Genomic DNA, 19,744 nt, shown 5'->3' with positions numbered 1-19,744 from the left:
GTTCAGCATTCGTTGGGCGCGGGCACGCCTTGCAGGCGTTGGTCGAGCCAGGTAAGCGATTCTGGATACCCCGTGACCGCGCCGATGAAGTGTTCGCCGAGCACGCTGCGGTACACCGCTGTCACGCCGAGTGAGCATTGCTCCCGGTAGAGGTTCCTGGCGCCGATCGCGGGGACCCAGAACTCCTGTTCGCCGTTGTAGATGAACAGCGGCACAGGCGATTTCCTGCCGTCCATCCGGGTGACCTCGTAGATCTCCTTGGCCAGATCGCTGTTGAGCGGGTCGGGGATATTGGCGGCGAGGTCGATGGGCAGTTGCAGGATGCCGGGCACGGCGAAGATCTCCCCGCACTGGCTGTTGAGGAACGACACCGCCGCCCACTGCGCGAGATGGTTCATGCGGGAAAGGATTTCGGGCCGCTCCCGGCCGATGCCGAACACCGCGCCCAGGAAGACACCCGACGCGAGATTGGCGTTCATGGTGTGCGCCAGCAGGCTGAAATCGGCGGGCACGCCGCCCAGGGCCGCGCCGACCACCGCGTCGGTCAGCTCGGGCGCGTACTCCGACATGAGTTTGACCGCGCCATTGGTGGCGATGGCCCCGCCCGAGTAGCCGATCATGCCGAACTTGCTGTCCCCCAGCTCATCCGGCAGCTGGAAGCGCACGGCGCGAATGGCGTCCAGGATGGTGTGCCCGGCCACGACCGGGTCGGCGTAGGCCATGCGCGGGCCCTCGTGGTCGGTGATCAGCACCGCGTACCCGCGCAGCAGCGCCAGCTGGGTGGTGGGCAGGATGTACCCGGTGAAATTGGAGGCCCGCGAAAACCCGTGCGCCATGGTGTAACTGGGATTGCAGTCGCGCCCCAGCGCATCGATGGGCAGGTTGTTGACCACCACCGGCCGTCCGCCCGGCCCGGTCCAGTTCCCCAGGGGCAGCACCAGACTGGCGATCCCGTAGGAGGGCTGGTCGTGAGAGTCGTTGGTGCGGTACTTCAGCTGCAGCACCTGCCGGACCGGCACGATCAACGGGAGTGCGGCCGTGGCCGTCACGTCCCGGACCGCCACGATTCCGCCGGGCTCGTAGCCCTCGAGCCGCTCGGGCCAGTCGTCGACGAAGTAGTCGCCGATGGCCGCGGGCATGGCCGCCGCGCGCAGCGCCGCCAAGTCCGGTGTCAGATCGGCGGTGTCGACCAGCGGCGAGTTCGCCGGCGCGGGCGCGAGCGGGGGCGCGGGGATGAACTGGTCGATCCAGCGCTGGATGTCGGGCAGGGAGATGTTCGGTGGCCCGGGCGGAATCTGACCCGAGATATCGGCCGGGGGTTGCGCGAATCCCGGTGCGGCCCCGAAACCGACGATCGCGCAGCATCCGATCATCAAGGCACCGGCGATATTTCGCAGGCGACGCAGCACAACACCCCCACGGATCAGATTTGTCGGAAGTCCGGGCAGCTCCTCATCTCTCGCGCGCCCGAGAGTACGGGGACGCCACCGGCCGACGCCGCGGACTCGCGGGTTCGAAGCCACATCGAGACCGGTCCGTGGCCAAACGGCGGTCTTGGATACCGCCGCCGCGTCACATGCGCCGGCGCATCACCGAGTCCAGCTGCGCGTTGCTGATCTGGCGGCCGGCATTGGACACCGAGGTCACCATGCAGCTGCCGAAGGACCCGCCGCGGTCGAACAGCGTGGCCACGCCCACCGCCATGCCGTGCTCACTGAAGTGGCTGTCGGCCTCCACCCCGATCTCGGTGCCCTCGGGCATCCGTGAAAGGCCCAGCGTCATATCGGTATTGATGAACCCGATGCCCTTGTCGCCCCAGTTGGTCATCATGCTGGTCGCCTCGGCCACCACCGAGACCCGCACGAACGGGGTCAGCTCCTCGCCGGTGATCACCCGAATCGGGTTCTGCCAGGTCCGCTTCCGCAGATTGTTCTCGTGCTCGGTGGGCACCGAATTCCACACCGGAGAATCCTCACCGCTGTTGAACAGCGGCACCTGCGGCAGCGGCGAGGGCGGCGCGATCTCCAGCGACGGCGGCTGCGGTTCGCGCTCGCGATGCCACAGCTCCCCCGGCGGCTGCTCGTCGGGCCGCAACAGCACCGCCGACGCCCGGGCGGCCACCCTGCCGTCCTGCACCACGCTCACATCCGCGACGCGAATCCGCCGGCCGTCGCGCACCCGCACGGTCGGGGTGGTGGTGTGCGCGAAGCGGGCCGCGCTGAACAGGTCCACGGTCAGTCGCACCGGCACGAAGCCGTCGGTGGCGTGCCCGCGCTCGAGCTCACGCGCCAGCAGACCGGTCAGCGCCGGGCCGACCACCTGCGCCGAGGACCACTGGCTGGCCGCGGTCGGGGTCGGATAGAACCCGCCGTCCACCTCGTCGAAATACGCGGGCCATTCCACCACGGCACCGGCTCCCGTCCACTCTGGTTGATCAATCCACTGTTTCCAGAGCTAACACACGCTGAGAACCCGTTTCAATTCAGGGTCCGCTGGATGGTGATCCGCGCCGGGGGTTAGCCCGCTCGCCCAGGGGTAGCCCCCGGGTATGGTCCGCACCATCGACCGGCTGCTCGACACCGTCACCCGAACCCTGCACGTCCTGCGGGACAACGACATTCCCTGCGCCGTGGGCGGCGACTACGGCATGTACGCCCGGGGCGGGCCGCTGGCCGTGGCGCAGGCGGAGGTGGAGGTGCTGGTGCGGCCCGCCGATCTGGCACGCGGGCTCGAAGCGCTGGCCGCCGCGGGCCTGCGCCCGCCGCTACCGAACGCCGATACCGAGCGGACCACGCTCTACGATCGCGATATTCGCGTCGATCTGGTGTTCTCGCCCAACTACCGGCCGATCACCGACGCCCTGCTCGCGCGCGCCGAAGCCCTGCCGGTCGGGCCCGAGGACATGCCGGTGGTCACCGTCGCCGACTTCCTGGTGGCGGAGCTGATCGTGGCCGATCCGCACCGGCTGGATTTCACCCGTCTGCTCTACATCGCACGGGAATTGCGGGTGCAGGTCGATTGGGAGCGCGTGCGGGCCGAAACCGCGGTCTCACCCTATGCGCGCGCGTTTCTCGGCCTGTTGGACGATCTGGGCATCAGTGCGGGCCGTTGTGAACGCGGCTCTACAGCAGTGTGATTCGCGCGTGGTTACTCGGGTATCCGACTGTAATCCGGGTTCCGCATTGCCCGGAGAAAGGACAGTGCCGATGCCTGTCACTCCGAACACCCACACCGAGACACGCAATCTTCCCGGGCCGATTCTGGCCGCCACCGGAATCGTCGCCTTCGCCATGACTTTGACCGCCGTCGGCTACGGGGCGCTCACCCTGAGTGGCCTCTCGGCGCTCGCGGGGACGCTCTGTCTGCGTTACGGAATCGGCCTCATGATCATCGAACATCGCCGGGTCAAAGCTGCGAACCTGCCCGGACCGGCGCCACGCGACCGTCTTTGATCTTCCGCAAATTCCTGGAAAAAGCGGAACGGTCGCGACGCACCAGAAGTTTCGATCGGAAGTACCGAAAAAGCCCAGATCGGCTCGATTGCAACCTTTCGCCAACCCTTGTTTCGCAAACTCATAGCATCCCGAAAAGTGCTCTGGCGCTGCGAATTCGATGTTGCAGATGTACTTGCATCTGCGCAATGCACGGTCATAGACTCGTCGTGCAAGGCACCACTAAGGGGACAACCAGAGAGCCGAGCGGTGAATCACCGGCGATTCTTCGCCCACGGTTAGCCGTCGGCCTGGCGTCAGGGGCGTTCGAATGAACCAGCCAATCAACCTCAGCCGACTCGGGTTTGCCGACAGAAGTCAGCCGGAGCAAACCTATTCACGTGAGACGGCAACCGCTTTCGTCATCCGCCAGGTCGAATCCACTGGAGCGGCCACTCGGTATGATTTCGACATCGAGCGGATCGTCACCACGGCGCATGCCATGGTGAACGACTGGGATCTGCATACCATGCAGCCGGAGGCCTTCTGGCGAATCGCCTCCAGTTTCATCAGGCAGTAACCGAATCCGGCCGTGCCGCAGGCCGACTCGTCCGGTCGATGGCACGCTGATAGGGGCCCCGAGAGGGGCCCCTTATCCATGTATGGGGTGTCTATCCGCCCTAGTCGAGCTCGGCAGCTATCCGCGCCAGCTCTTTGCGGGAACGCTCCGGCGGCTCCGCCTGGACACTCAGCTGATCCATGACCTGGCGGTAGAGCTCCAGATCCTGGCGACGATCGAGGTACAGCGCACTGGTCAGCTGCTCCAGATACACGATGTCCGGAAGTTCCGGTTCCGCGAAGCGCAGCATGGTGAACGAACTACCCGCTGCCGCATGCCCGCCCGCCGCATACGGAAGCAACTGGATGGTGACGTTCGGCAGCCTCGACATCTCGATCAGGTGCTCGATCTGGCCGCGCAGCACACCGGGACCGCCCACGGGACGGTGCAGGACCGCCTCGTCGAGTACGGCCCAGAAGCTCGGCGCACCGTCGCGGGTGAGTAGCTCCTGCCGGCGCCTGCGCAGCGAGACGCGGCGCTCCCCATCCGCGTCGTGCCCGAGGGCAACGACCGAGCGGGCATAGTCGGGGGTCTGCAGCAGACCCGGAACCAGCTGCCCCTCATAGGTGCGAATGGATTTCGCCGCGTGCTCGAGACCTAGATAGGTTTCGAACCAGGGCGGGAGTAGATCGCTGTAGCGATGCCACCAGCCCGGTTGATTCGCCTTGCGAACCAGATCGAGGAACTGCTCGCGCTCGCCGGGATCGTCAACGCCGTACAGCGCCAACAGATCCCGGATATCGCGCTCCTTGAATCCGGTTCGCCCGAGTTCCAGGCGACTGATCTTGGCATGGGACCCGCGGATGTGTTCACCCGCGGCCTCCCGCGTAATACCGCTGAGTTCCCTCAGCTTCCGTAGTTGGCTACCGACCGCGATACGCAGTGCGGTTGGGCCACGTTCGGCGACAGCGGAATCCGCCCGATCCTGGGAAACGGGTTCTGCGATCATGGGGTCCACTCCGATGCTCGGGTTTGCCGGCAGTGGACTCACAACCGTCTGTCGCGAACCACCGCGCCGATTGCCAATGCTACCGCTCAGCGCGCGAGGTCGTCGAACTCTCCGCTCTTCGCGCCTTGAAGAAACGCATCGATCTCCGGCCGCGTGTACACGATCAGCGAACCCTCGGGGTCACGCGAGTTGCGCACCGCGACCTGCCCGTCGGCAAGGGGGGCGAGCTCCACGCAGTTACCGCTGGGATTGCTGAAAGTGCTCTTGCGCCACAACAGATTAGAGCGATCGATCGGGGTTGCCGAGATGTCCGTCATTTCAGACTCCTTGCCAGCACCGCCCGCAGACGGTGGTCCCAGTACTTGCAAATGTTCGATCAGGTGTACTTACAGTTGCAACCGCAAGCACGACGATAGCACGCAGATTGCCCGGTATCGATGGCTCAGCGCTGGCACATCCTTTGCAACACAACATGTTTGATCTTGTTTCACCGTAAGACCAAGCGAAGTTGCGAAGGATTTCAGACAATCCCGGCCCGTCGGTCCCGTTCGTCCGATTAGCTCGGGACCACCTGTCCGAAAAGTCACGTGACGCCGGAATCGGGCTCAGCTATCCCGGAGGACACCGCCCGACACCCGAATGCGAGCGTGCAGATGTGCTTGCATCTGCACGAGCCGGAACCCTAAACTCGGTGCACCATCCACCTCATCGGCCAGAGGCATCAAATGACGCAGATGCTCGTCCGTTCCACCGATATCGCGGCAGACAACTCCGGTGATTGCGAGGCAGAACCGCGTTCGCTCACCTACCGCCAGGCCCGCGCCATTCTCCGCGCGCACGATCAGCACTTCGCGTGCCGACAGTACCTGGCGGCCGTAGCGTATCTGTCGGCCGACAACGATGTGGACTGACCTTCCCGCTCGCGCGTTCCACGCCTGCTGAGCGCAACCTTGCGTTCGCGGGCACCGCGTAAGGCGCCTTGCACGGCGACCGGATTCTGTTGTGCGGCAAGTTCCTTGCGCGCCGGCGTGTATAACGGGTACTCCGGATGGAGAACAGCCGACACGTGGAAGAGCGCCGAAGATGTTTCTTACAGCAACCCACGAACTGCTGACCCAGATTCAACACGCACAGGTCTTCAACCCGACGCCCGAGACACCGCCGGTGGCCGACAAGCTACTGCGGCTGGTCCGCTATTTCACCTGGTTCGTGCTGCTCTCGGGGATTCTCGCGATCACCTACGCGGGCGGTCGCTTCGCCTGGGAGAAGTGGAGCGGCGGCGCGGTGCAGGCACCCAAGCAGGTGGCCGGCGCGCTCGTCGGCGGGATCGTGGCGACGAGCGCGGGCACCATCATGAACGCGGTGATCGGGCAATAATTTCTGCCAAGAGGGCTTGTCTGAGACGAAACCGACCCGTCGGGTTTGAAACACCGATGATCGGGCCGATTCAGGCAGTGGCCGCCACCTCGTCGGCCGTCTCGGACCCGGCCGCACCGACCAGTTCCTCGAAGCGCGCCACCACCTTCCGGTGGTACATGCCGAACAGATCCTCGAACAGCGCCAGCTGCGCCTGGCTCGGCCCGCCGTCGGACTCCCACACCGCGACCAGCGCCCGCCACACCAGCACGTGCAGATCCGGCGAGACCGCGAAGTACGCCTCGACGGCCTCCGGCACTTCCAGCACCATCTCGCCGATGGAGTTGAGCACCGCGCGCTGCACGGTGTGCCCGAGCACGGTCAGCAGCCCGCGCAGCAGCCCGAGTTCGATGGCGAGCATCCGGTGCGGATCCGGATCCGTACCGCGCGCAATGGTTTCCAGTTCGTCGATGGCGTCCTTGAGGATGCCCGGATCGAGCGCGCGCTCGCTGCCGGTGTAGGCCAGCAGCGCCTCGAGCGCGATGCCGCGTTCCTCGTCGACGATATTGCCGAACATCTCCGCGGCGATCTCCGGATCCGGCATGGACAGCCGGAACAGCCGCCGGTACACGTCCACGCCGCCCTCGGCGCGCACATCGCGGATGACGAATCCCTTGCCGCGGAAGGCGTCCACGAATCCGTAGGACTCCAGCCGGCCCAGAATCAATTGCGCCGTAGCGCGATTGAGGTCGAATTCGTCGGCGACCTGGCGGACGGACGGCATCAGACCACCGGGCTCGTACTCCCCGGATGCCACGCGGCGCGCCAATTCATCGGCCACGTCGGCGACGACCGTCCGGTCTCCCATCGTGTCACCTCTCCACAGACTCGTTCGGAGCAAATCTTGTTCACGTCCCAGACAGTCTAGGTGGTTGTTCGGTCAACCGCACAAGTCTTCGAACTCGCCGAAGAATGAGGAAGACCTTTAGGTATCTTTACGAAATCCATACGGCATGTGGTTCCGATTCCTACGGTTTTCGCACCTAGGCTGCGCACCGTGGTTTCACCGATCGACGTAGCCAAACGACTCGTACTCGGGCGTCCGTTTCGCAGCGATCGGCTCGGCGAGACCCTGCTGCCCAAGCGGCTCGCATTGCCCATTTTCGCCAGTGACCCACTGTCGTCGGTCGCCTATGCGACGCAGGAGATCCTGCTCATCCTCACCCTCGGCGGGCTGGCGTATCTGCATCTGACGCCGATCGTCGCCGGCGGGGTGGTGGTGCTGCTGGCGGTGGTGGCGCTGTCGTATCGGCAGGTGGTGCAGGCGTATCCGTCCGGCGGCGGGTCCTACGAGGTGGTGGCCGAGAACCTGGGGGCGATGCCCGGTCTGGTGGTGGCGGCGGCGCTGCTGGTCGACTACGTGATGACCGTGGCGGTGTCGGTGGCGGCGGGCGTGGACAACATCATCTCGGCGGTGCCGGATCTGAATCCGTATCGGGTGGCCATCAATATCGGGTTCATCGTGTTCCTGACCGCCATGAATCTGCGCGGGGTGCGGGAATCGGGGCGGGCCTTCGCGATTCCGACCTACGGCTTCATCATCGGGGTGTTCGTGCTGATCGCGGTCGGGCTGGGCCAGACGGCGTTCGGGCATACGCCGGTGGCCGAGAGCGCGAACTACGGGATTCACGCCGAGCAGGTCGGATTGTCCACCGCCGGTGTCGCGTTCCTGCTGCTGCGCGCGTTCTCCTCCGGCTGTACGGCGCTGACCGGGGCTGAGGCGATCTCGAACGGGGTGCCCGCGTTCCGCAAGCCCAAGGCGCTCAATGCCGCGCGGACCATGACGGCCATGGGTGTCATCGCCATCGCCATGTTCTCCGGGGTGACGGCGCTGGCGATGATCACCAAGACGCGGGTGGTCGAGAACGCCTGTGACCTCATCGGATTCGAGGGCGACTGCCACAACGACGCGCAGAAGACCGTCATCGCGCAGATCTCGGCGGCGGTGTTCGGCGGGCACAGCGTGGCGTTCTACTACCTGATGGTGACCACGGCGCTGATCCTGATCCTGGCCGCCAATACCGCGTATAACGGCTTCCCGCTGTTGAATTCGATCCTCGCGCAGCGGCGCTACATGCCGCGGCAGCTGCACACCCGCGGTGATCGGCTGGCGTTCTCCAACGGCATCATCCTGCTGGCGGTGGTGGCGGGGACGCTGATCTACGCGTTCCACGGGTCGACGACGCGGCTCATCCAGCTCTACATCCTGGGTGTGTTCACCTCGTTCACGCTGTGCCAGATCGGCATGGTGAAGCATTGGAACCGGGAGTTGCGGGGCGCCGAGGGCGGGGCGGATCGGCTGCGGATTCACCGGGCGCGCTTGATCAATGCCTTCGGGGCGTGTTTCACCGGGGTGGTGCTGGTGGTCGTGATGATCACCAAGTTCACCCACGGCGCGTATCTGGTGGTCATCGCCATTCCCATCCTGGTGGCGATCATGTGGCTGATCCACCGGCACTATTCGTCGGTGCGGACCGAATTGGCCATCGACCCGGACGATCTGGAGATGCTGCCGGGACGGGTGCACGCGCTGGTGCTGGTGTCGGGATGGCACAAGGCGACCCAGCGGGCGGTGCAGTTCGCGCGGGCCACCCGGCCGGACACGCTGACCGCGGTGACGGTGAACGTGGACGACGCCGATACCCGCGACCTGGCCCGGGACTGGGAGCGGTACCACGTCGGGATTCCGCTGAAGGTCGTCGAATCGCCGTATCGGGAGATCACGCGGCCGGTGCTGGAAGAGATCAAGCGCCAGCGCAAGTCGCGGCCGCGGGATGTGGTGAGCGTGTTCATTCCGGAATACGTGGTCGGGCGATGGTGGGAGAACCTGCTGCACAACCAGAGTTCACTGCGGTTGAAGGCGCGGCTGCTGTTCGAGCCGGGGGTGATGGTGACGAGCGTGCCGTATCAGCTGCATTCGTCGCATTCGCGGGATCCGCTGCGGGTGGAGCACTCGGTGGGTGAGATTCGGCGCGGCATCACCGGGCCGCGTTAGGCAGCACGGGGTCTCGTCAGGCGTCGGTGTCATCTCCGGCGCGTTCCAGATTGGCGGCCCAGTGCTCCGACCAGCGCCAGATCGGTTCCAGGGCATAACCCAATTGCACTCCGGCAATGGTCAATTCGTAGGACTTGTCCGGCAGCTTCTCCACCACACCGACCTCCGCCAGCCGCTGCAACCGCATCGACAGCATGCTGGACGAGCAATTGCCCATGCGGCGGCGCAGTTCCAGGAAGCCGAGCGGGCCGGGTTCGAGTTCCCAGATCACGCGCAGCATCCAGCGCTGGCCGAGCAGGTCCATGGCGGCGAGCACCGAGGTCGTCGAGTCATCGGCGCGGCTGTTCGCGGGCGGTGGCTGGCTTGCGCTTCTCATTTCGAACTACCATAGTGGTTCGAAAATAGAAGCACTCGATCGGGCCGGAGGCAGGCGGATGGCAGACAGTGGGGATCTAGGCGGCAGCGGCGAGACGGGTGGGCAACGGCGAATCGTGCTGATCACCGGCGCTTCTCGCGGGATCGGGGCCGAAACCGCGCGGGTGCTGGCGGCGCGCAGCGACCACGTGGTGATCAACTACCGGGAGAAGCGCAAACGCGCGGAAACCCTGGCGGCGGAGATCGCGGCCGCGGGTGGCAGTGCCTCGGTGGCGGGCGCGGATATCGCCGACCCGGACAGTGCGCGGGCGCTCATCGATACGGTGATCGCCGAGTTCGGCCGCCTGGATGTACTGGTGCTCAACGCCTCCGGCGGCCTCGAACGCGACGCCGCCCCCGGCTACGCCATGCTCCTCAACCGCGACGCCCAGACCCGCCTGGTCCGCCTCGCCCTCCCACACCTGCCCGAGGGCGGCCGCATCGTCTTCGTCACCAGCCATCAGGCCCACTTCTCCCCCACCCGCGAAGTCCCGCCCGGCTACGAGCCCATCGCCGCCAGCAAGCGCGCCGGCGAGGACGCCCTGCGCGCCATGATCGACGAATTCGCCGACCGCGGAATCGGTTTCACCGTGGTCTCCGGCGACATGATCGACGGCACCATCATCGTGCGCCTCCTCGAACGCCGCGACCCCGCCGCCGTCACCGCCCGCCGCGACCAGGGCGACCTGCCGACCGTCGAGGACTTCGCCACCGCGGTCGCCGACGCCACCACCGCGGACGCCGAGCACGGGCATACGGTCTACGTCGGCGGGACCGACTTCCTGTCCGATAAGGTCGCGGCGCCGACCACGACCCATATCTGATCCGGCGTCTCGAACCTCGCGCAGGCCGTCCCCTGCAGACCAGGTTCGAGAGCGCCGAGGTCAGCGCGGGATCGCGTTACCGCGTTGGCCCGTTGCGCGCCTGCCGCACCGGCACTCGTCGGTGTGTGGTGGCGAGACTCGCCGCCAGGGGGTGCGAAGTTGCCTTCACCGAGGAAATCCGCTGGCCAGAGCGCTGGGAGGGTGACAGCATCGAGGCATGCCGCACTTGATCTCCGTCCTTCCCGCTTTCACTCTCGCCTGTCTGATTCTGGCCGCCATTCCGGGTCCGGCCACCGCGCTGTTCCTGCAGCGGTCGGTCCGGGACGGCCGCGCCGCCGGGTTGGCGGCGGTGGCGGGCAATGAGATCGGCGTTTTCGGTTGGACCCTCGCGGGTGGGGCGGGGTTGTCCGCGCTACTGGTCGCGAACGAGGTCCTGAATGTCGGAGTTCATCTGCTCGGGGCATTCGTGCTGGTGTGGTTGGGAATTCAGGCCTGGCGCGGATCCCGCGGCGAAGACACCTTCGGCGCCGCCCTGACTGCGGCCCTGCCCGGCGGCCGCACCCCCGCCGCCGCCTTCCGGGCCTCGCTGATCTCCATCGCCGCCAACCCCAAGGCGGCGGTCTTCGGCCTGACGATCCTGCCGCAGTTCCTACCCGGCTCCGGCCCGGTCCTGCCCACGGTCCTGATCCTCGCCGTCATCCAGCTGGTGATCGACACCGCCTGGTGCGTCGGTGTGGTCCTGGCCGCCGACCGCGCCGGAGAGTGGCTACGTCGCACGGGAATCCGCCGCCGCATCGAACGCGCCCTGGCCGCGGTGCTGGTCGGCCTGGGCATCGGCCTGGCCGCCGACGCCCGCTGAAGCTCTGACCTCGCGCCGCGCCCCACGGCCCGGGATTCGTGGCGCAGCGGCGTGGCCGCGAACCCACGGCGGGACGATCATGGTGGTATCGGGTCCGGTGGGGTACTGCTACGGCGAGGAGGTGGGGACATGGTGAATGACGTGGAGAAACGGTGGAACGATCCGTCGATGCTGCGGCACGCGACGACCTATGTCCTGGCCGTGCTGGGCGTGACCGCCGTAGCCGCGGTGATCGTGTTGATCTGGGCGGCGGCGCGGCCCGCGTGTTTGAACGAGGGGTCGAGTTTGTGTGATGCGACCTCGCGGGTCGTGGTCGGGTTGGTGCCGGGTGGGATCCTGCTGGCCGGAGGTATCGGTGCGTTGGTGATCGCCTTCCGAGCGTGGCGGGCCGAGCGGGCGTGGCCGATCTGGCAGGGCGTCGGCTGGTTCCTGTTCACGATCATGGTCGTGTACCTGAGCATCGCCGGGACGCAGGGCTGAGCGGTCAGATCGGGCAGCGCGGCGCTTCGGCGGAAGTGTCGTGGTGGTCGAACGGGGTGCCGCGAATGCCGGCCCGGGCGGCGAGGTAGCGGGCGACACGGGTATTGCGGTCCCACATCGGGTCGATGTGGCGGGCGCGGCGGATCATGCGGGAACGAGCGCCGGGGAGGTGATCGTCGACTGCGCGCAGCCGGACCTCGGTGTTCGCGGCGAGACCGACGAGCCGGGAGAAGGGGCGCAGCGGAACGGATTTCAAGAGGGTGTCGGCGAGCAAGGTGCGAACCAAGGGCTCACCGCTGTAGTAGGCCAGGGCTCCGAGCACCGGTGCGGTGGCGGCTACGCGGAGGCGACCGGTCACGGTGTCGCCGGTGAAGCTACGGGTGGCGGCGCCGGCCATGTTCGCCGTCCACTGCGGGGCCACCCCCGCGGTCGCGACCATGTAGTCGGCCTGTTCCATGCCTTCGGCGGCCGAGCGCGGGATCAGCTCGTCGGCGACACCGAAGACATGGGCGATGTAGGCCCAGTAGTGCATGACGGCATCGAGTTGCCTTGTGCTGCACCGGCGGCCGTGCACGTGGTCGAAGCACATGGGTGACAGGCCGAAGGTGACGGCCGCGCCCATGGTGGTGGCATTGGAGATGGGGTTGCCGTGCTGCGCGAAATGCTCGTCGCCCCAGGTGCGGCGCAGCATGGCCCGGACCTGAGCGTGCATGAGCCGGACACGAACGGTGTCATGGAAGATCGGGTTACCGCGCTCCAGCGCCCGCGGCGCGGTGACACTGCGGAACCAGACCGAGGATTCCAGGCCGCGGCGATACGGGTCTTTGACGAAGCGCCCGGTCTGCCCGACGGCGGACGCGACCTCCGCCCCGACGAAGGTCCCCATGAAGTCCTGCACGCCCATGGCCATTTTCCCGGCGAGGGAGACGTTGATCCACAACCGACGGCCGTATTCCCACAGGTCGGGGTCGTACCAGTCGGGCGGATTGTCCAGCAGGGCGAAGAGATTCACCAGTTCGGGCAGCGGCTCGTCGACGCTGTCGATGCCGTGCGCCAGGGCCTGGTTCAACATGCGGCGGCCGCCGGCGGATCCGAGCCGGCGGAACGCGGCGACCAGTGCGTCCATGGGTTCGTCGCCCTGCCACAGGTGATCGGCCATGAGCCGGGTGCGCGGCGTGTCGACCGGCTCGCGACGCACGTCGATCCACGGTCCCAGCATGGCCTTTCGCGGTTCGAACCACAGGTCCGACGGCACGGCGCGCGGCGGTGGCGGGCGCAGCGGCAGGCCGGGCCGGTAGTAGTAGTCGTAGGGGTGGGTGGTCTCGAGTCCCTGTGTCATGGCGTCAGAACCCTGTCAGCTGGCGGAATCGGGTGATCGAATCGCTGCCCCGGTCGGCGTGGACCGGGCAGTAGTGCTTGCCCTCGGCGCGGTGTTCGGCGGCGGGCCAGAGCATTTCGGGCGCCTCGGGCGGTGCGAGCCGGGCGGGTCGTTTTCCGGCGGCGCGGCGGCGGGCGGCGTGAATGCGGGGGAAGAAGTACTTGATCCCGTCGGGCGTCACCCGGTTCATGGCCGACAGCGTCCGGCAGAGGCGGTCGAAACGGCGTTGATCGCGGGCGGTCCAGGTGAACCCCATGGTGTGGCGGATCTCCGGATCGCACAGGCCGATGGTCACGAACTTGTAGAAGTGTGCACCGGTCGGCCGGATCAGGTGTTCCCACAGCGGTTTCGGCAGCTGCCGCACCAAGGGGAACGGTGGCACCGGGACGGTATCGACCAGTCGGTACACGTCCCAGGCGGCCTTGGTCGGCTCCAGCGTGTCACGGCACATTTCGCGCCAATACCGCTGGAACGCAGCCCAACTGGTCGGCACCACCCGCATGCTCATGCCGTACATCTCGTACCAGCGGTAATGCTCACGCCAGAGTTGTTCGCGCTCGGCCTCGCTCAGCCCGCCCATGAACAGGTCCGCCGCGCGCAGATTCTGCACGAAGAACACCGCGTGCGCCCAGTAAAAGGTTCCCGGATCCAGCGCGTGATACCGGCGGCCCCGACCGTCGACGCCTTTGATGCCCCGGTGGTATCCGACAATCTCGCGCGCCGTCTGCTCCGCCCGTTCACCGTCGAACACCACGCCGTAGATCGGGTACAGCGACCGCAGAATCCGTTGATAGAACTCGTCCTGGATTTCGGAATGGAATTCCACCCCCGCGCCGAGCCCCGGATGCATGTTCTGCACCATGCCGACGAACAGGGCGCTGGGCAGAAAGTAGAGCGATCCGAAGGTCTTCCAGGTCAGTGAGTCCGGCCCGAGCGGGACCGGATCGTGATGGGGGCCGGGCGCCGGGACTTCACCCTGGTCGGACACCGCGCTGTGTGACACCATGATTCAACGCTGACACGAATAATCGCTCGCATTCAATTCGCATTCCGAATCTCCCCCGAAACGCCATGACATCGAAACGCCGCATCCCGAAATCCCCCGCGCCACCGCCGCGCCGCACGCCCCAGCAGGACCGTTCGCGAGCCATGGTGGCCCGCATCGTCGATGCCGGGCAGAGGGTGCTCATCACCCACGGGTACGACGGGGCCTCCACCAATCGCATTGCCGCGGCGGCGGATATCAGCCCGGGCTCGCTGTATCAGTACTTCCCGAACAAGGACGCGGTGGTCGCCGCGGTGATCGAGCGGTATACCCGCGATGTCACCGAGCTGGTGCGGGCGCGGGTGCTGTCGAATATCGGCAAGCCGCCGGAAGTGTCCGTGCCGGAGACCATTTCGTATCTGCTGGACGCGCTGGGCAATGACCGCGAACTGCTGCGAGCCGTCGTCGAGCAGACGCCCCGGCTCGCGGCCGACGGGCCGGTGGTCGCCTTCGAACAGCAGATCAGCGAGCTCGCCCGGGTGGCATTGTCCATGCGGCAGTATCCGATTCCCGAGGATGTCGACGCCGATGCCGCGGCCTGGATGCTGGTGCGGGTGGTCGAGCATCTGACCATCCGCTACCTGCTCGACGGCCCGTCCATTCCACGCGAGCGGTTCCTGTCGGATATCACGCGGCTGATCCTGAACTTCTTCCGCGAATCCAGGCCGCGAGCAGAACGCGAGTAATCAGACCGTCTGGTCGACTGGCGGATCGGGGCAGGACGTCAGCCGCGCGCGGAACGGCCCGCCATCGACGGCGCGGCGGGCAGGCCGAGCAGCAGATCCACGGCCTTCGCAGCACTCTGGGCCGCGCTCTCCATCGTGGCCGACCAGTCGGTACGGGTCCAATCCCCGGCCAGCACCAGCGTGGGCACCGAGGTCCGCTGGCCCGGCCGCAGGCCGTCGGTGCCGACCACCTGCGAGAAGGTCGCCCGTGGCATCGGAACCACCTGCGCGTGCAGCACTTTCGCGTCCCGCGCGTCCGGGTAGTAGCGCCGCAGCAACGCCATCTGCTCCTCGACCACCTCGTGGTGCGGCTTGTGGATCTGCTCGTAGGCCCCGCTGGTGGTCAGGCAGTACAGCCAGCCGTTAAGGGTGCCGCGTCCGTGCATGCGCTGGCGGTCGAATACCTCGTCGATGACGCCCGCGCCGCCGATGAGCGCCTCCATCGCGGCCTCGGTGCCCAAAGGGCGGTCCAGGTAGAGATTGGTGCTGACAATCGGGGTGTAGCCGAGTTTGTCCGCGGCCGAATAGATCTCGTCGTGCTCGGGTAGCTCGTCGAGCAGTCCGCCGATGTAGGAGTTGGGTACCGCGCACACCACCGCGTCCGCGGGTTCGATGTCGCCGTCGGCGAGCACCACGCCGGTCACCGCCCCGTCCTGGATCCGGATGCGCCGGGCGACCGCGCGATATTTCACCTCCACGCCGTGGCGTTCGAACACCCGCTGCGCGCCGGAGACGAACAGCGTGTCGAGGTCAGTGGTCGGATACCCGATGGTGACCGGCCGCATGTGCTTGACGCCCAGGCGGATTCCGGTGGCCATCACGTCGGCGAACACCTTGGCCGATTCTTGGCGCACCGGTTCGGCGGCGATGCCGAGCGCCAGCCAGTCCCACAGTGCCTCGCGCGCGGTTTCGGGCATGCCGAGCCGGCGCAGCCATTGGTCGGTGGTGAGATCGGCCAGATCGCCGGGCTGGCGCAGACACTGCCAGCCCATCCGCATGGTGGCCGCGGCGGCCCGCAGTCGATCGGCGGCGCTGGCGTCGGGGTGCGCGCCGAAGAGTGCGCGCACGGCGGGAAATCCCTTGGTGCCCATGGTGACCACGCGCCCGCCGGGCCAGCGCAGCACACCGCGCTGGGGGAAGGCCACGTACTGCCGGGTGCCGACGCTGGTCAGGTACCGGAATAGATGCTCGTACCCGCTGGCGATCACATGCTGTCCGTTGTCGGGCACGTCCCGCAGCGGCGCGACCTCGAGCGCGTGGGTGCGTCCGCCCAGCCTGCCGCGGCGTTCCAGCAGGGTGACACGCTTTCCAGCCTCGGCCAGCCAGACCGCGGACGCCAGGCCCGCCAGGCCGCCGCCGATCACCACGTAGCGTCGCTGATCGTTCATCGCACACCCCTCGAGCCGTACCCTGACAAGCAAGTTACGCCCGGCGGGGCCTCGCCATGTCCGGATTGGCACCGCCATGCCCGTATTCCCTTACCTCACACAGGGAATGCCGCCGGTATCCATTTGTGAGAGGTCGGTGGCGGCCGGGGCGTTCGTGCCGGGTGCGGTGGCGGAGACCGGGGCCGGGGGTGTGGTCGAGGTCTTCGGTGTGGAGGTGGGGGTCGCCGAGGCGCTCGGATCGGCTTGCTCGGCCAGGAGATTCGCGATGGGTCCGGATTGCGCGTCGCTGCCGAGGGTGAGCTGCACGGTCTGCTCTTCCACCGCCGCCGATTTGGTGGCGGTGAGCCCGAGTTGCGCGGCCAGTGCCTGCGCGGCGGATTCGGCGCCGGTGCCGTAGGTCAGCGTGGTGGTGGTCCGTGCCGCGCCGGTCGAGGTGGTGCCACGGGTGAATCCTCTTGGGGCCAGGGCTTCTTGCACCTGGGCAGCCAGGCCGTTGCGCCCGGAACTATTGACCACGTTCAATACGACACCGGCCGCGGCGGGAATCGCCGTGCCGGTCGGCGCGGGCGTGGTGGTCGTCGTGGTGGTCCCGGAATCGCCGGGCGACAGCAGATTCCGCACGATGCCCCGGATCTCCTCGGTATCAACGATATTGATCGACTCCCCCGCGTCGTCGGTCCCGAAGTCCTTGACCGGCAGCGTATACAGCGACACCCCCTCGTTGAACAGCGCCGACGCCCGCTGCGCGAACGACAGCGGATCCAGGTTCTTGTCGATGGCGGTGTTCTGCTTGGCGATATCGAGCAGATTCCGCAACTTGCTCGGACTGCCCAGCGTCCCGCTGTCCTGCAGCTGCCGCAGCAGCGAAACGATGAAGGCCTGCTGGCGGCGGGTGCGGTCGAGGTCGGTGAACAGCGGCTGGTCCGGGTCGCGGCGCTGGCGCACGAACGCCATGGCCTGCGACGCGTCGATCTGCTGCTTGCCCTTCTTGAAATTGGCGCCGGAGTAGCTGTCGGAGGTGTCCTCGTTGAGGCACACCGTGATCGGCTGCACCGCCTGCGCGATCTGGAAGAACGCCGCCAGCGTCACCTCGACGAAATGATCCACCGGCACATTGCCCAAAAACTTGCTGACCGTATTGCTCTCGGCCAGCCGCCCCGCATCCCGCGACCGCTGATCCAACTCCAGCGGATCCTTCACCCCCGCCGCCGTCAGCTTCTCCTTGGCCCGCGCATACGCAAACCCGTACGCCTGCTTGATCTTCCCCTTACACGGCGAGCTCGTGCACGACGCCGGATCCAACGTCACATAGTCGTCCCGAGGAATCGAAATAGCAGTCGACTTCGACCCATCCCCCGGAATATGCACCAATATCAACACATTCGAATTGAACCCACCCTCCCCCTCATCCCCCGCATGCAACGCGTCATACATCTCCTGAGGCAACGGATTCCCATGCTCATCCAGCCGGCTATCCAACCCCATGATCAAAATATTCTGCGTCTTCCCACTCGACTTAGGCCCCTCCGGACTAACCCCCGAAATCGTCAACCCATTCAACTCATGGTGATACTGCCGCCAGGCCACCCCGGTAACGGCCAACACCGCAACCGCCACCAAAGCCAATGCCGCCCGCCCGGCGACGAGCATCCGATGCGATCGCTTGCCACGATCCCTCGGACGCCGCCCACCGGGCGGGCGGGGTCTGGACTTCGGCGCCGTCGGCAGCGGCACCGTCGCAGGCTCATACGCACCCGAATGTCTCCCCCGACGATCCCGAGCGTGCGTCATGCCCTCCGAGCGTACTTGTCAGGCGTCGACTTCCGAGTGCTTGCGGGACAGGAGGGGATAGCCGATGCAGACGAGGATGCCCCAGACGACACCAACGACCAGGGCGCTGCGGCCGTCTTCGGTGAAGAAGAGGAGGACGACTACGAGGGCCAGGAAGGCCAGGGCCAAGGCGGTGGTGAAGGGGGCGCCGGGGAGGCGGTAGTCGGTGGCGGGGAGGAGGCCTCGGTTGACTCGGAGGCGGTAGAGGAGGTGGCAGACGAGGATCATGCCCCAGACGAAGATGATGCCCATGGTGGAGACCGAGGTGATGTAGCCGAAGGCCTTGTCGGGGGAGAAGTAGTTCACCGCTACGCCGATGACCATGACGGCGGCGGAGACGGCGATGCCGACGGCGGGGACGGAGCGGGGGCTGAGGGTGCCGAGGGCGGCGGGGGCCTCTTCGCGCTGGGAGAGGCTGCGGAGCATGCGGCCGGTGGAGTAGATGCCGGAGTTGCAGGAGGACAGGGCCGCGGTCAGCAGGACGAAGTTGATGATGCCGGCCGCGCCGGGGATGCCGATCTGCTGGAAGACCTCGACGAACGGGCTGCGGCCCGCGTGGAAGTTACGCCAGCTCGACACCGACATGATGACGATGAGCGCGCCGATGTAGAACAGGCCGATCCGGAACGGCAGAGTGTTGATGGCCTTGCGCAGGGTGCGCTTGGGGTCGCGCGCCTCACCGGCGGTGACGCCCACCAATTCCACACCGACATAGGCGAATACCACGATCTGCAGCGCCAGCAGCGCCTGCCCGAACCCGTTGGGGAACACTCCGCCGTCGTTCCAGAGGTTGGTGACGGTCGGGTTGGTGGCGTGGCCGAAGTGGAAGACCAGCACGCCGATGCCGATCACGATCATGGCGATGATGGCCGTCACCTTGATGGCGGAGAACCAGAATTCGCCCTCGCCGAACAGCCGCACCGAGATCAGGTTGGCCATGAACATGATGCCCAGCACCACCAGCGCGGTCACCCACTGCGGGATGTCGAACCAGTACTGCACGTACTTGCCCGCGACGGTGATCTCGGCCATGCAGGTCGCGACCCACACCGCCCAGTACGTCCAACCGGTGGCGAAGCCCGCGAAGCGGCCCAGGAACTCGTTCGCGTATTCGGCGAAGCTGCCGGTGACCGGGCGATAGGTGAGCAGCTCACCGAGCGCGCGCATGATCACGAAAATGGCCAGACCAGCTGCCAGGTAGCAGAGGATGAGCGCCGGGCCGGCCTTCTCGATGGCCCCGCCCGCGCCGTAGAACAGGCCGGTGCCGATCGCACCGCCGATGGCGATCATCTGAATGGTGCGCGGCGACAGGCCGCGCGAGTACCCCTCGTCCGCAGCGGGTGCGGTACCGGTGTCGGGTAGCTGCCTTTCTGAGGCTGTCATGCATGTCC

21 protein-coding genes are annotated in these 19,744 nt (G+C 66.7%); 10 read left to right on the top strand and 11 right to left on the bottom strand.

Going from position 1 to position 19,744, the window contains the following annotated elements:
- Nucleotides 1-2 precede the first annotated feature (2 nt).
- Together ON43_RS41220 and ON43_RS41215 are read right to left on the bottom strand one after the other, a co-directional pair.
- Complete coding sequence (locus ON43_RS41220) at nt 3-1,409, bottom strand: lipase family protein (protein WP_245569083.1); 1,407 nt, start codon at nt 1,407-1,409, stop codon at nt 3-5.
- Nucleotides 1,410-1,572: 163 nt separating this feature from the next.
- Complete coding sequence (locus tag ON43_RS41215; RefSeq protein WP_040816484.1) at nt 1,573-2,406, bottom strand: acyl-CoA thioesterase domain-containing protein; 834 nt, start codon at nt 2,404-2,406, stop codon at nt 1,573-1,575.
- A gap of 142 nt (nt 2,407-2,548) precedes the next feature.
- Between ON43_RS41215 and ON43_RS41210 the strand changes: the two genes are divergently transcribed.
- The 3 genes from ON43_RS41210 (at nt 2,549) to ON43_RS41200 (ending at nt 4,011) form a co-directional block, all read left to right on the top strand.
- Nucleotides 2,549-3,136: a hypothetical protein gene (locus tag ON43_RS41210; RefSeq protein WP_040816483.1), complete on the top strand. Its 588-nt coding sequence runs from the start codon at nt 2,549-2,551 to the stop codon at nt 3,134-3,136.
- A 70-nt stretch (nt 3,137-3,206) separates the two neighbouring features.
- Entirely contained in the window at nt 3,207-3,452 is a 246-nt protein-coding gene (locus ON43_RS41205) for a hypothetical protein (protein WP_040816481.1), read from the top strand.
- A gap of 310 nt (nt 3,453-3,762) precedes the next feature.
- A complete protein-coding gene (locus ON43_RS41200; RefSeq protein ID WP_033089065.1) occupies nt 3,763-4,011 on the top strand; it encodes a hypothetical protein in 249 nt (82 codons plus the stop codon).
- A gap of 100 nt (nt 4,012-4,111) precedes the next feature.
- Here ON43_RS41200 and ON43_RS41195 read toward each other — a convergent pair whose 3' ends face one another.
- Complete coding sequence (locus ON43_RS41195; RefSeq protein WP_040816479.1) at nt 4,112-4,999, bottom strand: Sco1979 family transcriptional regulator; 888 nt, start codon at nt 4,997-4,999, stop codon at nt 4,112-4,114.
- 86 nt (nt 5,000-5,085) lie between these two features.
- On the bottom strand, nt 5,086-5,316 hold the full coding sequence (locus ON43_RS41190; RefSeq protein ID WP_040816478.1) for a DUF397 domain-containing protein: 231 nt from the start codon (nt 5,314-5,316) through the stop codon (nt 5,086-5,088).
- 408 nt (nt 5,317-5,724) lie between these two features.
- Between ON43_RS41190 and ON43_RS41185 the strand changes: the two genes are divergently transcribed.
- Nucleotides 5,725-5,910, top strand: a complete 186-nt coding sequence (locus tag ON43_RS41185; RefSeq protein WP_040816477.1) for a hypothetical protein — start codon at nt 5,725-5,727, stop codon at nt 5,908-5,910.
- 172 nt (nt 5,911-6,082) lie between these two features.
- Complete coding sequence (locus ON43_RS41180) at nt 6,083-6,376, top strand: hypothetical protein (RefSeq protein ID WP_040816475.1); 294 nt, start codon at nt 6,083-6,085, stop codon at nt 6,374-6,376.
- A 70-nt stretch (nt 6,377-6,446) separates the two neighbouring features.
- Here ON43_RS41180 and ON43_RS41175 read toward each other — a convergent pair whose 3' ends face one another.
- The gene (locus ON43_RS41175) at nt 6,447-7,223 is read right to left on the bottom strand and encodes a GntR family transcriptional regulator (RefSeq protein ID WP_040816473.1); all 777 of its coding nucleotides are present in this window, start codon (nt 7,221-7,223) and stop codon (nt 6,447-6,449) included.
- Between the two features lie 189 nt (nt 7,224-7,412).
- Between ON43_RS41175 and ON43_RS41170 the strand changes: the two genes are divergently transcribed.
- Entirely contained in the window at nt 7,413-9,410 is a 1,998-nt protein-coding gene (locus ON43_RS41170) for an APC family permease (protein ID WP_040816471.1), read from the top strand.
- A 16-nt stretch (nt 9,411-9,426) separates the two neighbouring features.
- Here ON43_RS41170 and ON43_RS41165 read toward each other — a convergent pair whose 3' ends face one another.
- Complete coding sequence (locus tag ON43_RS41165) at nt 9,427-9,786, bottom strand: winged helix-turn-helix transcriptional regulator (protein ID WP_051180186.1); 360 nt, start codon at nt 9,784-9,786, stop codon at nt 9,427-9,429.
- Nucleotides 9,787-9,844: 58 nt separating this feature from the next.
- Here ON43_RS41165 and ON43_RS41160 point away from each other — a divergent pair, with 58 nt between their 5' ends.
- The 3 genes from ON43_RS41160 (at nt 9,845) to ON43_RS41150 (ending at nt 11,987) form a co-directional block, all read left to right on the top strand.
- Nucleotides 9,845-10,648 (top strand): SDR family oxidoreductase, encoded by an 804-nt coding sequence (locus tag ON43_RS41160; protein ID WP_051180185.1) that lies wholly within the window; start codon nt 9,845-9,847, stop codon nt 10,646-10,648.
- 217 nt (nt 10,649-10,865) lie between these two features.
- Nucleotides 10,866-11,507, top strand: coding sequence for a LysE family translocator (locus ON43_RS41155; protein WP_040816469.1), 642 nt, complete (start codon nt 10,866-10,868; stop codon nt 11,505-11,507).
- A 129-nt stretch (nt 11,508-11,636) separates the two neighbouring features.
- A complete protein-coding gene (locus tag ON43_RS41150) occupies nt 11,637-11,987 on the top strand; it encodes a hypothetical protein (RefSeq protein WP_040816467.1) in 351 nt (116 codons plus the stop codon).
- Between the two features lie 4 nt (nt 11,988-11,991).
- On the opposite strand, the gene ON43_RS41145 is transcribed toward ON43_RS41150, so the two are convergent.
- Entirely contained in the window at nt 11,992-13,326 is a 1,335-nt protein-coding gene (locus ON43_RS41145; protein WP_040816465.1) for an oxygenase MpaB family protein, read from the bottom strand.
- A gap of 4 nt (nt 13,327-13,330) precedes the next feature.
- Nucleotides 13,331-14,371: an oxygenase MpaB family protein gene (locus tag ON43_RS41140; protein WP_051180183.1), complete on the bottom strand. Its 1,041-nt coding sequence runs from the start codon at nt 14,369-14,371 to the stop codon at nt 13,331-13,333.
- A 65-nt stretch (nt 14,372-14,436) separates the two neighbouring features.
- Between ON43_RS41140 and ON43_RS41135 the strand changes: the two genes are divergently transcribed.
- The gene (locus ON43_RS41135; RefSeq protein ID WP_245569082.1) at nt 14,437-15,096 is read left to right on the top strand and encodes a TetR/AcrR family transcriptional regulator; all 660 of its coding nucleotides are present in this window, start codon (nt 14,437-14,439) and stop codon (nt 15,094-15,096) included.
- A gap of 38 nt (nt 15,097-15,134) precedes the next feature.
- On the opposite strand, the gene hpnE is transcribed toward ON43_RS41135, so the two are convergent.
- The 3 genes from hpnE to ON43_RS41120 form a co-directional block, all read right to left on the bottom strand.
- Nucleotides 15,135-16,523 (bottom strand): hydroxysqualene dehydroxylase HpnE, encoded by a 1,389-nt coding sequence (gene hpnE / locus ON43_RS41130; protein WP_040816461.1) that lies wholly within the window; start codon nt 16,521-16,523, stop codon nt 15,135-15,137.
- 90 nt (nt 16,524-16,613) lie between these two features.
- Nucleotides 16,614-18,173, bottom strand: coding sequence for an LCP family protein (locus tag ON43_RS41125; RefSeq protein ID WP_040816459.1), 1,560 nt, complete (start codon nt 18,171-18,173; stop codon nt 16,614-16,616).
- Between the two features lie 159 nt (nt 18,174-18,332).
- Nucleotides 18,333-19,736: an amino acid permease gene (locus ON43_RS41120; protein WP_040816458.1), complete on the bottom strand. Its 1,404-nt coding sequence runs from the start codon at nt 19,734-19,736 to the stop codon at nt 18,333-18,335.
- Nucleotides 19,737-19,744 lie beyond the last annotated feature (8 nt).

The sequence above is a fragment of the Nocardia concava NBRC 100430 genome (genome assembly GCF_000308815.1).
GTDB lineage: Bacteria > Actinomycetota > Actinomycetes > Mycobacteriales > Mycobacteriaceae > Nocardia > Nocardia concava.
The sequence above is the reverse complement of the archived record's forward strand: the minus strand, read 5'-3'. Positions and strand labels throughout refer to the sequence as shown.